This window comes from Mesobacillus zeae (assembly GCF_003570705.1).
Lineage (GTDB): Bacteria > Bacillota > Bacilli > Bacillales > Cytobacillaceae > Mesobacillus_C > Mesobacillus_C zeae.
The window spans coordinates 45,556-58,040 of record NZ_QWVT01000009.1 but is presented as its reverse complement, the minus strand read 5'-3'; the positions used below and the strand labels follow the sequence as shown (position 1 = coordinate 58,040).

At 39.6% G+C, this 12,485-nt stretch carries 13 protein-coding genes and 2 pseudogenes; 10 read left to right on the top strand and 5 right to left on the bottom strand.

The genetic code is table 11. The annotated features are described in order from the left end of the window. Nucleotides 1-67: 67 nt before the first annotated feature. Complete coding sequence (locus D1970_RS04910; protein ID WP_119111773.1) at nucleotides 68-481, bottom strand: MarR family winged helix-turn-helix transcriptional regulator; 414 nt, start codon at nucleotides 479-481, stop codon at nucleotides 68-70. Between the two features lie 223 nt (nucleotides 482-704). Here D1970_RS04910 and D1970_RS04905 point away from each other — a divergent pair, with 223 nt between their 5' ends. The 4 genes from D1970_RS04905 (at nucleotide 705) to D1970_RS04890 (ending at nucleotide 4,368) form a co-directional block, all read left to right on the top strand. Beyond that, nucleotides 705-1,280: a glycerol-3-phosphate acyltransferase gene (locus tag D1970_RS04905; protein WP_119111772.1), complete on the top strand. Its 576-nt coding sequence runs from the start codon at nucleotides 705-707 to the stop codon at nucleotides 1,278-1,280. 9 nt (nucleotides 1,281-1,289) lie between these two features. Continuing rightward, complete coding sequence (locus tag D1970_RS04900) at nucleotides 1,290-2,837, top strand: aminotransferase class V-fold PLP-dependent enzyme (RefSeq protein ID WP_119111771.1); 1,548 nt, start codon at nucleotides 1,290-1,292, stop codon at nucleotides 2,835-2,837. Nucleotides 2,838-3,005: 168 nt separating this feature from the next. Next, nucleotides 3,006-3,284 (top strand): hypothetical protein, encoded by a 279-nt coding sequence (locus D1970_RS04895; protein ID WP_119111770.1) that lies wholly within the window; start codon nucleotides 3,006-3,008, stop codon nucleotides 3,282-3,284. A gap of 229 nt (nucleotides 3,285-3,513) precedes the next feature. Further along, complete coding sequence (locus tag D1970_RS04890; protein ID WP_119111769.1) at nucleotides 3,514-4,368, top strand: hypothetical protein; 855 nt, start codon at nucleotides 3,514-3,516, stop codon at nucleotides 4,366-4,368. A gap of 247 nt (nucleotides 4,369-4,615) precedes the next feature. Here the strand turns inward: D1970_RS04890 and D1970_RS04885 are convergent. From D1970_RS04885 to D1970_RS04875, 3 genes and pseudogenes are all read right to left on the bottom strand, one after another. Continuing rightward, a pseudogene (locus D1970_RS04885) lies at nucleotides 4,616-5,031 on the bottom strand (transposase); the annotation flags it as partial. A gap of 74 nt (nucleotides 5,032-5,105) precedes the next feature. Beyond that, entirely contained in the window at nucleotides 5,106-5,438 is a 333-nt protein-coding gene (locus D1970_RS23340; protein WP_181213343.1) for a hypothetical protein, read from the bottom strand. Between the two features lie 150 nt (nucleotides 5,439-5,588). After that, nucleotides 5,589-6,806: an MFS transporter gene (locus tag D1970_RS04875; protein WP_119111801.1), complete on the bottom strand. Its 1,218-nt coding sequence runs from the start codon at nucleotides 6,804-6,806 to the stop codon at nucleotides 5,589-5,591. A 413-nt stretch (nucleotides 6,807-7,219) separates the two neighbouring features. Here D1970_RS04875 and D1970_RS04870 point away from each other — a divergent pair, with 413 nt between their 5' ends. The 6 genes and pseudogenes from D1970_RS04870 to D1970_RS04855 all read left to right on the top strand — a co-directional run bounded on the left by D1970_RS04870 (nucleotide 7,220) and on the right by D1970_RS04855 (nucleotide 11,268). Beyond that, on the top strand, nucleotides 7,220-7,666 hold the full coding sequence (locus tag D1970_RS04870) for a GNAT family N-acetyltransferase (RefSeq protein WP_119111767.1): 447 nt from the start codon (nucleotides 7,220-7,222) through the stop codon (nucleotides 7,664-7,666). Between the two features lie 152 nt (nucleotides 7,667-7,818). Then, a complete protein-coding gene (locus D1970_RS22200; RefSeq protein WP_181213342.1) occupies nucleotides 7,819-7,983 on the top strand; it encodes a hypothetical protein in 165 nt (54 codons plus the stop codon). A gap of 15 nt (nucleotides 7,984-7,998) precedes the next feature. Continuing rightward, nucleotides 7,999-8,319: pseudogene (locus D1970_RS04865) on the top strand (redoxin domain-containing protein); the annotation flags it as partial. Between the two features lie 178 nt (nucleotides 8,320-8,497). Then, on the top strand, nucleotides 8,498-9,574 hold the full coding sequence (locus D1970_RS04860) for a nitric oxide synthase oxygenase (RefSeq protein ID WP_119111800.1): 1,077 nt from the start codon (nucleotides 8,498-8,500) through the stop codon (nucleotides 9,572-9,574). A 192-nt stretch (nucleotides 9,575-9,766) separates the two neighbouring features. Further along, a complete protein-coding gene (locus tag D1970_RS22035; protein WP_142920992.1) occupies nucleotides 9,767-10,012 on the top strand; it encodes a hypothetical protein in 246 nt (81 codons plus the stop codon). Continuing rightward, on the top strand, nucleotides 10,012-11,268 hold the full coding sequence (locus D1970_RS04855; protein ID WP_209796898.1) for a M20 family metallo-hydrolase: 1,257 nt from the start codon (nucleotides 10,012-10,014) through the stop codon (nucleotides 11,266-11,268). The genes D1970_RS22035 and D1970_RS04855 overlap by 1 nt, the downstream gene beginning before the upstream one ends. 201 nt (nucleotides 11,269-11,469) lie before the next feature. On the opposite strand, the gene D1970_RS04850 is transcribed toward D1970_RS04855, so the two are convergent. Continuing rightward, entirely contained in the window at nucleotides 11,470-12,414 is a 945-nt protein-coding gene (locus D1970_RS04850) for a response regulator (RefSeq protein ID WP_119111765.1), read from the bottom strand. Nucleotides 12,415-12,485: the final 71 nt, after the last annotated feature.

Below are 12,485 nucleotides of genomic sequence, written 5' to 3'. Positions count from 1 at the left end.
TTAATTAAAATACTTTCCAGCTATTCTGTCAATAATAAAGTAAAAAGGATTTCAATTAATGAAATCCTTAAAAAATTGTGCTCATTAACTTATTCACTTCTTTAAGTACTTTTGCAATATCGGTTAATTTTTCTTGCGGGAATTTCAAAAATACGTCATTGACCTTTACTTCACCATGATGCGTTAAAACCATTTTCACCACTCGCCGATCGCCGCTTTCCCTTACCCGCTGTACCAAATTCAATTTCTCCAGCTTGTCACACATAGATGTAATAGCTCCGGGAGTGACATTGAAAAAATCAGCAATTTCTGTTGCTTTCATTCCGCCGTTGATTTTCAGCTGGAGAAGAAGAATCAGCTGGTTTTGGGAGAGAGACTCTCCTTCAGAGAGCAGGTTAACGAACATTTTTGACTTTTGCTGTATTTCCAGCATTTCCTTCATAATCATTTCCAAATTATACGTTTGACTATCATTTACCATAGAATCACAGCCCGCTATAATATTTACTAATTAAAATATATGCTAAGTATATTATGTTGGAATGTCAATTGAAAGTAAACAACCTAAGAAAGAGAAAATGGCAATCAGTGAAAAATCCCGCAGACAAAAGGTCTGCGGGATTTTTTCTAGTACTATTGTCGAGTGAAAAGAAGTAAAATAGTAATGGGAAAATTCTTTAAATTCATATAAAAGGTTGATACAAATGACATTGCTTATTCTGAGTTACTGGATCTTTAGCTATTTGGCAGGTAACCTGATGGCAGCCTGGTTCGTTAGTAAATATAGGGGCATCGACCTGCAACAGCATCACAGCCAGAACCTTGGTGCCAGGAATGCAGGCCGTGTTCTGGGGAAGAGAGCTTTTGTTCTTACCTTTCTTGGGGATGCCCTGAAAGGGAGTCTTGTTGTCATCCTTGGATATTGGATGCAATTGGAGCTTTGGACTGTAGTAACTGCTGCTTTTTTCGCTATACTTGGGCATCTGTATCCTTTCTGGCTAAAGTTCAGGGGAGGAAAAGGAATTTCTACTTTTATCGGAGCTGGGATTGCACTTGATCCGTTTCTTTTCTTATGGATGATCATAGGCACAGCGGTCGCAATGCCCATTGCACGGAGTTTGACACTCAGCATGGTTGGAGGGTTTATTTTTTATACAGCGGCTATCATCGCCACAGGCAAGTTCATTATTTACATTCCAGTCATCCTTGCTATTGTCTTCATGCTATGGAAACACCGCCAAAATTTGCAGGATGCTTTGAATTTGAAGCGACAGAAATGAGGTTTAAAAATGTATTGGTGCAAAATTGCAAGGACACCGCAGGAATTCGATGAAATTGCGCAATTGAATTATGCAACATTTGTAGAAGAAATACCGCAGCATGAACCAAATGAAACGAAACGGAAAGTGGACCGATTTCATGATGGAAATACTTATCTTCTAGTTTATAAAAATACAAAAATGGTTGCTATGCTGACATTTCGCGACCAGCGGCCGTTTTCACTTGATGAAAAAATTGGTGCAGTCGAGACTCATTTGCCGCAAGAAGTGTGTGTGAAACTATGTGAAATGAGGCTATTGGCTGTTAAAAAAGAATACCGTACCGGCCGAGTATTTTTGCGGCTTACCCAGGCAGTATACAACTTTGCTTATGATCAAGGCTATACAGCAGTGGTGATTTCGGGTACAACCCGCGAACAAAAACTGTATACCCAAATGGGGTTTGTACAGTTTGCAGAAGCGGTGGGTACTGCAGATGCGCAGTTTTTGCCTATGGTATTGACAAGAGAACGATTTCAGAAGCATTTAGAGGAGCGCCTTGTCACTAACAGTACAACTTTTTATCCTGGCCCGGTAAGACAGCTGCAACCGTTAGAACAAACAGGCTTATCCCACCGTTCAGGCACATTTCAGCGTTTATTACGAACAATGAACGAAAAGCTCCTAGAGCTATCTCATGCAAATTATGTTTCGGCATTGGTTGGTTCAGGCACGCTTGCGAACGATGTGATGCTTGGTCAGTTAAAAGAGAGAAGTGAGAGGGGATTGATTCTGTCAAATGGCGAATTCGGAGGACGGTTGATTGCCCAGGCAGAGCAGTGGACGCTTGATTTTGAAGCAATGCAGTTTGACTGGGGACAAGCCTTTGATTTGGATTCAATACAAGCGAAATTAAAAACGGGAAAATTCGGCTGGCTCCTATTCGTGCATGGAGAAACATCGACAGGTACCTACAATGATTTAGAGACGCTGGGAGAAATGGCGAAACAGTATCAAGTTAAGCTATGCGCAGACTGCATCAGCACTTTTGGCGCCCTTCCCTATTCGATGGAGGAGTTATACTTGGCGACGTCTACTAGTGGGAAGGCAATCGGAGCCGTAAGCGGTCTGGCTTTTGTTTTTTCACAGGAGCTTGCAAAGCCTGCGAGAATACCGGCTTATTTGAACCTCCAGCACTATCAAGCTATCGGTATCCCGTTTACAATCCCTGCAACGCTTGTAGATAATGTGGCCAAGGCATTAAGGAATTATCCAGAACGCTACGCCCAGCTGCAGCTTAGATACGAAATGCTTCAGACAACAGAAGTGATGAAAAGGTTTGCCCTAAAAACAAGAGGTTATCCAATGATCGTAACGCTTATAATGCCTAAGGGACTATGCCATTTTAGCGATGACTTAAAGCTGAATGGACTGTATGTGCACTGTGAAAGCAACTATTTGCTTGAACACGATTTTATGCAGTTATCCATCATTCAGCCGGGCTTTGAAGAGGCCATAGGGGAACTTGAAAAAATATTTAGCTATTATATGCAAGTGCACATTGGAGATGGAGTGTAGAGATTGGGTTTTGAAATTCAGTATCTTATGGGTCGGAAAAAGTTAATTCACTACGGAATATTGGTGAAGAGGGCCTGGAGTCCCTTATTCAAGCATACAAAGAGGCAGGAGAATATTGCTGGCCGATGATGAAGCAATATTTCAAACACCCCAGCTAAAATTAAAAAAATGTGGTTCCTATCCGGTGGTTTAGGATTAGCTTTAAAAATACAAGGGGGTTTCTTTGAAAATAAAAAATATGCATACGAATTAATCGTTTCATCTGGGTTGATTGAAAATATAAGATTAGAGGGAAATAATTATCTTTTAATGAATAAAACTCTGCAAAAAATCGATAATACAAAACCTCGAACAGGTTTTTACCTGCAAGTTATAGGAAATAACATCCCAGAGAATTTTAGTACGGACAAAGAAACAACAAGAACTGTTTTCATTTCTAGTTATTAGGAGTAAAAAAAGTGCGTAATTGTTTTTCAACTATAGGGTGCGTTGATCCAAGAAGGATTAACGCCTTTTTTGTTTAATTCCTTATTGTGCTAATAACGGGTAGAATAGTTAAAAAAGTCAAGAATAGGACAAGTGATATAAAAGGTATATAATATTATTAAATAATATGCTCAGAGCTACACATTTGTAGGAAACTACGAACTGGGAAATTTTATAAAGGAGGGTAAGTATGAAAAAGAATATAAATTATTTAGATATTATAACTATTTTTTTATTATGTATTATTTCGCTTGCAGGAATACTTTCTATGGATTTTTCAAAAAGTTATGATGCAACAAATCAATACGGTGATATTGTGAAAATGTTTGGAAATGGTATTTATGCACATGATTCATATTTTAAGGCTCCAATTTCAATTGGTTCCGATATTTGTATTCTATTTGTTTTAGTTCCGCTATTTATATATACTTCTGTTAAAAATATGAGAGCGGATACAAATATTACAAAAGTTCAATTGGTGTCCGTGTATGCAGTGGCTTTATATTATGCTGCAAGTATTTCGTTTGGAGTTACATATAATCTATTTCACCTGCTATATATTGCATTATTTTCATGCTCTTTGTTCGGAATGTTTTCCACAATACGTAAAATAAAGATAAATAAATTGAATTTTGAAATAACATTAGGGATAAAAATTTTTCTTGTTTTAACAGGTATAGCACTTATTGTTGCATGGATGCCAGACATTATACCTTCCATTATTGAAGGGAGAACATTATCACTTATTGAAGTATATACAACAGAGATAACTTACGTGTTAGATATGGGAATTATTGGCCCATTATGTTTAGTCTGCCTTTATCTGTTGAATAAGAAAGATAATCTTGGAACTTTAATATTAGCGATTCTTTTTAAGGTTTGTATGATTGTAGGAGTGATGATGATTTCTCAAACGATATGCCAATCTTTATCAGGATATGAGATAACTTTACCTGTGCTGATTTGCAAATCAGGTTCTTTTTCGGTTCTTGGAGTATTTGCTTTATATTTCAATACAAAATTGTATAGAAGATTAAGAGGATAATCTATATTTGTAGTTAAGATGAAATGTTCTTATAATATGAAATAAAGTAACTCATTTATTTTTCTTTAAAAACATTTAAAGTGTAGAAGAGATTGTGAAATAATGTACTTACGAAACCAGCTAATAGTTTGTCAACATTTTTCAATAAAAAGATTAATAACCTCATAATATACTAAAAATATTCATGCCAATAAACCTTCCGTTAAACCCTAACTGGAAGGTTTTATTGTTTAGATAGATTTAGTTTCTAAACTATATCTTGGAAAGTTGTTCTTCTTTTTAGTAAGGCGTAAATCCAATGTAAGAGCTTATTTACACAGGCAATTATGGCTACTCTGAAGGGTTTTCCTTCTTCTCGTTTTTTTCGTAAAACTCTCTTAGTTCTTTATTGCGTGGAATGATTTCATCAGTCGTTTTCTTTTTACGGGCATCCCAAATACCACTTTGAACAGCCATATACAAGGCATGGCGAAGTCTAAAAGACCCTCGTTTGGTAATTCGGTTAATCGATGCAGTAAACTTACTAGAAGAATACACACTAGGATCTACTCCAGCGAATGCAACGAGCTTTTTGGCATCATTAAACCGATCTATCTCTCCAATTTCAGAAATAATCATTGCCTCGATTTTTTCTCCGATTCTAGGGATAGATTGGAGTATCTGATCAAAGATAGATAGGGAGAGTTGCAGATTTCCTTTATTTTGTACTGATACTGAGTTTTGCTTCAGCAGGATTCCTACCGGGGAGCCTTTCCATATGATTGAAAAAGAAATTTCTTCCGCAAAAGCCGGCATTTTTGGGTGCAGCTCGAGTGTGGGGCTTTGAACCGCGTTTCGGATTCCTGCAAACCCGAGGACAATGGCCTGCAAGATTCCTCCGAGTTAGCGATATGAATGCCTTCCGCAGAACCAAGCTTTTCTGGGGCGGTATCAATGGCGGTCGCATTCATGAAATACTGTTCTGCTGCGGATTTATTGCCGATCCATGCTGCGATTATCGAATGGCATGATGGTGACAATGAAGAATCATGTGTTGTAATCGGTTCATAGTACCGATAGGCGGCTTCCATTTCTTCTTTTGAAAATTTGTGTGGAAACAGCATGAATTATGACAGGACATCAGCCTGTTTTAAGCACTTTGAGCGATACAAAAAATCCCGCCTACTCTCAGGGAGAGCGGAAGGATTTTTACTTTAGCTTATGAAAATTTTCGTAAGTCTTTACACTTCTTCACGTACTGCCTGACGGGCCTGCCCCTTTTTCATGAGGGGAATCATCGTCATGATACCGACGATAAGGAGGAGCGCTGCAGCTTCATATATAAAGACGATAGAGATATTTGATTTCAGCAAGCCAGCCATACTCATCGTGATGACCATGGCTCCCATGAAGAGCGGGTTCAGTATTCCGTTAACCCTTCCGATAAAGTCGGCTTCCGTGTTTTGCAGGATCATCGTGTTGATTCCGATATGGATGCACGGCATGAACAGGCCTGAGAAGAATTGGGCCGTCAGCGTGAGCCAAAAGGCTGTGGACCAGCCCATTCCAATAAAACCAATTGCGCTGGCTGCCATTCCGATTGCGAGCAGCACCTGCGGCAGTGCTTTTCTTGAAAAGGCCACTGCCAGCCCGCCGCCAAGTATCATGCCAATGCCAAATGCCGCCATGAGCCACTGCAAATCTTCCTTTGGCAGTCCAAGGCGCTCTGTGATCAGGAATACACCCAGAGGCTGGGTCAGCCCGATTCCGAGGCCGGCAGCGGCAAAGCAGCCGCCCAGCAGGGTTAATGGTTTACTGTTCCACACATAGCGGAAGCCAGCCTTCATTTCCTCTGTTAATGTTGTCTTCAGCTTATCTTCTTCGAGCTCCCGGTCCGGCGGCAGCAATAAAAGTGCAGCGGCCGATAATAGGAAGGCAACGCCCATGATTGCAATTGCCGCCATGATGCCAAAGTTCTGGTAGACAAAAGTTCCGATAACAGGACCTAAAATCATGAAAATCGCAAATACTGTTTGGTACATGGACATCCCCATTTGTACCATTTTCTCAGGAACATGTAGCTTGAAAAGCTTCATGCCGGATGGCTGGGAAAACTGTGAAAGAATCGAAGAAACCAGGGTGGCGAAGAAAATGACCTTCCAGCTTCCGAAGAATAAAGTCAGAAGCACAGCAAATATCGAGACCGCACTTAACAAGTCGCACCAAATCATTGTTCTCTTTGGCCGCCATCTGTCGGCAAACGTACCGCCAATAAAGGAAAAGAGAAAGATTGGGGCAAATTCGGCCACGGAGATCATCGAAACGGCAACCGGGTCTTCATTCGTCTTTTCGATCACATAGAGGAGGATGGAATAATTCCGTACCCAAATGCCAATCTGAAGGAAAAAGACGGATAATAATATCGTCCTGATCACTTGATTATGAAACAAACTTCCCATGCTTAATTGTTGATCCTCTGTATGTTCAGCCACAAAAAAACCTCCATTTCCATTTCTGGACAGGAGGATTTAGCCGGGAAACAAAAAAGAAGAGTACACACCTCGGGTGCGTTTCATTTCAATTTAGTGATTCCAAAAGGCTATACTAATCCTATCCAGAAAAGTAATCGTACGAGTTGCTTTACGAATGTTTTTCTAATACAGGTTTAGTAGATCATCGCCCCTTGTCACCCTTCCGCAAATTAGTAATCTAATATTACTTCATTATAAGACGAAATTCAATATGCAGACAAACTTATTTAGAAACGTCTGTGAAAAAAAGTCTTGAGTCCTGTGTATGATTTGAACATGCTAACAAAAAGAATTTACACTAAATCAAGTTGAATCAACCACTTTTACCAAGGTGGAAACTAATGGATACAAAGGTGACATTTAGGATTGCGACAGAAAATGATTTAGAAGAGATTGTTCGAATGCTTGCTGACGATATTCTTGGGGATAAAAGGGAACAATTTGTATTGCCTTTACCCGAAAGCTATAAATCAGCTTTTAAAGCGATTGATGCTGATCCGAATAATGAATTGGTTGTAGCATGCAGCGGCAAAGAAATCATCGGAGTCCAGCAAATCACGTTTACGCCTTATCTCACGCATCAGGGCGGGTGGAGAGTGAGGACTGCCGCCTCCCAGCGAGGTCAGGGTGTGGGCAGCAAGCTTATACAGTTTGGGATACAGCGTGCAAAGGAACGAGGGTGCAGAATGGTTCAATTGACTACAGACAAAAAAAGAGAAGAAGCAATCCGTTTTTATGAGCGCCTTGGATTTAAGGCTACTCATGAAGGGATGAAGCTGCAATTATAAATAACGTCATGCTTTTAACAACTATAAAAGTAATTCATTAACCATAATAGGAAATAAAGAGCACACTTGCTACAAAATCTCCACAGATGCTTTTAAACCAGCACTGGAAAAAATTATATACTTAATGGAGTATAGGACAAAGGAGTGAAGATATGCGTAAATCATTGTTGCTTATTTTTCTTGTAATGGCAGGGGTATTGATTAGCGGATGTTCCGGGGACGATTCTCTTACTCTCCAGGATGACAAGGGCAAGGATGTTGCTTTTGAAAATATGGATCAGCCCGCTCTCGTGTTTTTCTTTACGGGCGTTGAATGAGACTATTGTAAATCGCAGCTGGTCGAGCTGCAAAAGAATAAAGAACTATTCAGCCAGTTCCCGGGGAATGTATACGCGGTTAGTGTGGCATCTGTAAAGGAACATAGTAAAATGAAGGACGAGCTTGGTCTTGATTATCCAGTCCTGTCCGATGAAGACTTAAAGCTTATTCGCAAAGTTGAGTTGGTGGATCCACAGTTTCCGAAGGCACTTCGAGGATTTGCAGTTTTGGATAAAAATGGAAAGGTCCTCCATTCAGAAGAAATAGATCCGTTTGGGGAACAAGCATCCGCGATTTTTGAGTTTGCTTCTAAAAAAGTTGCTGACGGAAAATAAATATAGACATAAAAAACTGGATTTGAACAAACCAGAAGCCGCCGAGGGCGGTTTCTTTATTAGGGCAATATACTTTTGAAGTATATAATAATGGTGCAGGCTGCCTTGAATACATATGTCATACTTATATCATCAAAAGCATTTAATAATACAATAGGAGGGGCTGAGTTTGACGGAAATGATATTGAATGAAGCCGAAAAATTTATCCGAACAGCCTATTATGAGCTGAATAAGACAGAGGACGAAGCTGAGCAGCGAATCGCGGAAATCCGCAATGAAATCAGCGAGTCTGGTTCCTATCATCATACTTTTGAAGAACTTGAACATGGGGCGAGGATGGCATGGAGGAACAGCAATCGCTGTATTGGCCGGCTGTTTTGGGAAAGCCTGACCGTTTTTGACCAGCGGAACTTATCCCGGGAAGAAGATATAAGGGATGCAGTTTTCAGCCATCTTGACTATACGACAAACAATGGGAAGATCCGGCCGACAATCACTGTTTTTCGGCAAGAGCGAAACGATGAGCCGACAATCCGGTTCTGGAATCACCAAATCATCCGCTATGCAGGCTATAATACTGAAAATGGTGTGCTGGGCGATCCGGCCTCGCTTGAATTGACGCGTGCTTGTGAAGAGTTGGGGTGGAAAGGGGAGGGCACCAGGTTTGACGTACTTCCTCTTGTCATCCAGATTGGCAGCGAAGCTCCCAAGTGGTACGAGATACCGAGAGACCTGGTGCTGGAAGTTCCGCTCCGCCACCCGGAATATGAATGGTTTGCCGAGTTAGGCCTGAAATGGTATGGGGTGCCATTGATTTCCGACATGATGCTGGAAATTGGCGGCATCCAGTATAAGGCCGCTCCTTTTAATGGCTGGTACATGGGAACGGAAATCGGTGCCCGTAACCTTGCGGATGAATTCCGCTATAATCTTCTGCCGGAAGTGGCGGAACGGATGGGCCTTAATATGAAAAAGAGCTCGTCACTGTGGAAAGACCGCGCCATCATTGAATTAAATGCAAGTGTGCTTCATTCCTTCAACGAAGACCAGGTTACAATTGTGGACCACCACACTGCCGCAAGCCAGTTTAAAGTTTTTGAAGATAGAGAGAAGGAGAAAGAGCGCAAAATGACAGGTGACTGGACTTGGCTCATTCCGCCTGTTTCTCCGGCTGCCACACATATTTTCCATAAGGGCTATGATAACGAGATGCAAAAGCCCATCTATCTAAGTCAGCCAAAAGCATACCAATAAAACTATATCTCTAAATTTTGCCCGCAGTTCATATTTGACTGCGGGTTTTTTTGTTACTTTGGGATAATTAAATTATGACAGTTCTTTGTATACGATTACCACCATTGTCACTTCTTGTAGGATTCCGTCAAATTAACATTATGTTTAAAATATCAAAAATATATAAAGTATCATGTTTGCAAAAAGGGTACTTTGAAATTATTTTTGTTAAGTATTTCACATAATGACTTTTTAAAAGGGGGAGAAATACGATTAAATATTGGAGCAATAGGTTTGGGAATTGTTGCTTTTATTTTAAAAGAGCATAAAGGTTTTGCTTCTGACGAACACAAAATTGAAAAGCTCGAGAGACATGGTTCTTCCCGAGGCACCACCAATGTTTATTCTTTTATAAATAATGATCATAAGAATCATATTACTATACGAGGTGGATTATAATGCAAGCAACTATTGTGAAAGCATCCCGCACCAGGATCAAAGAAGATATCGAAACAATTGCCCGTTTTGGGGGGTTGTCTGAGGGTGGCGTTACGAGACTAGCGTTATCTAAGGAAGATATGGATGGACGGAAGTACTTGATTGAAAAAATGAAAGAAGCTGGATTAAATGTCACTATTGATGCCGTTGGCAATACTATCGGGCGAAGAGAAGGAAAGAAAAAATTAGCCCCTATTATGATAGGTTCACATCTTGACACTGTCCCATGTGGCGGCAATTATGATGGCATTGCAGGCGTTATTGCTGCTCTTGAGACTATAAGAATGTTAAACGATGAAGGAGTCGAGACAGTACGTCCTATTGAGGTAGTCAATTTTACCGCAGAAGAATCAAGTAGATTTCTAACAGCTACTATGGGCAGTAAATGTATGAAGGGTTCCCTTACAATTGATAAAATTAAATCATTGAAGGATAAGAATGGCAATTCTTTCTACGATGCACTTTCACAAGCGGGATTTGAGCCTGATAAATTGGACTCTGTAAAGAAATACATCGGTGATTATCATGCGTTCATCGAGCTGCATATTGAACAAGGTCCTGTTCTTGAAGCTGAAAAGAAGCCTATCGGTATTGTAACTTTCATAGCTGCACCAACAAGAATGAAAATAAATATTAAAGGAAAAGCTGACCATTCTGGCAATACTCCGATGAACATGCGAAGAGATGCATTAGCTGGCGCGAGTGAAATTATCCTTGCGCTTGAAAAAATCGCGAGTGAAGAGGCAGGAAGACATACTGTCGGTACTGTTGGTGATGTTCGAGTAACCCCTGGTGCAATGAATGTAATTCCTGGTGAAGTAGAATTACTTGTAGATATTCGTGATATTGATATGAATGAAAAACGAAAAGCATATGAATTATTTATTGAATCAATAAATGAAGTAGCGAGTAAACGTAATTTAATCATTGAACGAGAGCTGCTAGTAAATGATACACCTGTACAAATGTCAGCCAAGATCATCAACACGATACAAGAAGCGACTGAATCATTAGGCTATCCATATAAAATTATGCATAGTGGTGCAGGTCACGATGCCATGAATTTAGTTCCAATTACTGATGTAGGCATGATCTTCATTCCTAGTGTTGACGGCATCAGCCATAACATCAAAGAGTTTACTGAAATGGAGGATATTTGCAACGGCGCGGATGTGTTATATGCAAGTCTTTATAAACTAGCAATGGAAGACCAATAATGAAAAGGGCAATAGCTTGATATTCGGCGATGTTCTTAATTTAATCAATTTTTTAGGTTGGCAGTTGTAAACTATTTATAGTATACAACTGCCAACCTATTATTTTATGTGCATTTAGTTGCTATTGGCTGAAATTCCAGCCAATAGCAATCGCCAATATTCAGTGGATGATGCGGTGAATCCTGTAATTGAAGCTTCACTTTATTCAATCATGGACTTTTTAGCCTCTATGTATAATGCTTCAATAAACTTTTTTATATTTAACCTGAGAGGAGCCAGATTCGTTTCTTTCCCTTCCAATTCAAGCATTTTCATTCTTACTTGGGTAAAATCAAAAAATGAAGAAGCGTAGCTTTCGAATATAGGATTTGCATAGTCAGTCAATCCCAAGGATGCAAGATTGTTCAATGCATGCTGTATCGCTCTTCGAACCCTCTGTTCGCTTGCTTTAGCTTCTTTCTTAATGCAGATTTTCTCACGGTTGGAAGCCTTGCAATGCTCTCCAGCAATTTTTTCAAAAAGCTCTTTTAAGGAAGGGAATTGAAATCTAGATTCAGTATTATTCTCCTTGTGAAATAAATATTCGATAATTTCCAACAATTCGTAATAGCCATTCTCTCCAACAATTCCTAATTCCATTAATAGATTCTTTCCGGAATTTATGAGTATTGAAAGATGGGAATCAGGAGTAGGCTCAAGTATTTTGGCTTTATTGACTTCATAGTGATGGTGAGTCAAAGATAATAATGACTGTTGAATTTTTAAAAGAGATTTTTCCTGTAAATAATGCTTCGTTTCATTCTTAATCACACTAATGAATTCGTACTTATTGATTGGTTTCGTAATAAAATGATTGATCCCCAGCAAGTATGCTTCAGCAACCATGTCTTTTGGGACAATTTGAGAAATCATGATTATTCTCCCTGTAAACTGAGGATTAATCTCTCTTATTGTTTCTATACCGTCCCGTTCCGGCATTAATAAATCAATAAGCAGGAAATCAATTTCCTTGTTGTGAAGCTGTTCATAGGTTACCTCGACTCCATCTGTTGCCTCTCCAACAACAGTACCTAATTTTTCTGACTCAATAATGTCTGATAACATTGCTCTGATAGCAGTGGAATCATCTACAATGAAGAAATTCATAAATTTATCACCCGATGTCATTGATGTTTTTTATAGGAAGTTGCATTAGTGAAGCTGTATTTTTCTGCATA

Excerpts from the sequence above, each read along its gene's own strand:
- D1970_RS04910 (WP_119111773.1), bottom strand. The coding sequence starts at position 481 with ATGGTAAATGATAGTCAAACGTATAATTTGGAAATGATTATGAAGGAA.
- D1970_RS04905 (WP_119111772.1), top strand. The coding sequence starts at position 705 with ATGACATTGCTTATTCTGAGTTACTGGATCTTTAGCTATTTGGCAGGT.
- D1970_RS04900 (WP_119111771.1), top strand. The coding sequence starts at position 1,290 with ATGTATTGGTGCAAAATTGCAAGGACACCGCAGGAATTCGATGAAATT.
- D1970_RS04895 (WP_119111770.1), top strand. The coding sequence starts at position 3,006 with ATGTGGTTCCTATCCGGTGGTTTAGGATTAGCTTTAAAAATACAAGGG.
- D1970_RS04890 (WP_119111769.1), top strand. The coding sequence starts at position 3,514 with ATGAAAAAGAATATAAATTATTTAGATATTATAACTATTTTTTTATTA.
- D1970_RS23340 (WP_181213343.1), bottom strand. The coding sequence starts at position 5,438 with ATGGAAGCCGCCTATCGGTACTATGAACCGATTACAACACATGATTCT.
- D1970_RS04875 (WP_119111801.1), bottom strand. The coding sequence starts at position 6,806 with ATGGGAAGTTTGTTTCATAATCAAGTGATCAGGACGATATTATTATCC.
- D1970_RS04870 (WP_119111767.1), top strand. The coding sequence starts at position 7,220 with ATGGATACAAAGGTGACATTTAGGATTGCGACAGAAAATGATTTAGAA.
- D1970_RS22200 (WP_181213342.1), top strand. The coding sequence starts at position 7,819 with ATGCGTAAATCATTGTTGCTTATTTTTCTTGTAATGGCAGGGGTATTG.
- D1970_RS04860 (WP_119111800.1), top strand. The coding sequence starts at position 8,498 with ATGATATTGAATGAAGCCGAAAAATTTATCCGAACAGCCTATTATGAG.
- D1970_RS04855 (WP_209796898.1), top strand. The coding sequence starts at position 10,012 with ATGCAAGCAACTATTGTGAAAGCATCCCGCACCAGGATCAAAGAAGAT.
- D1970_RS04850 (WP_119111765.1), bottom strand. The coding sequence starts at position 12,414 with ATGAATTTCTTCATTGTAGATGATTCCACTGCTATCAGAGCAATGTTA.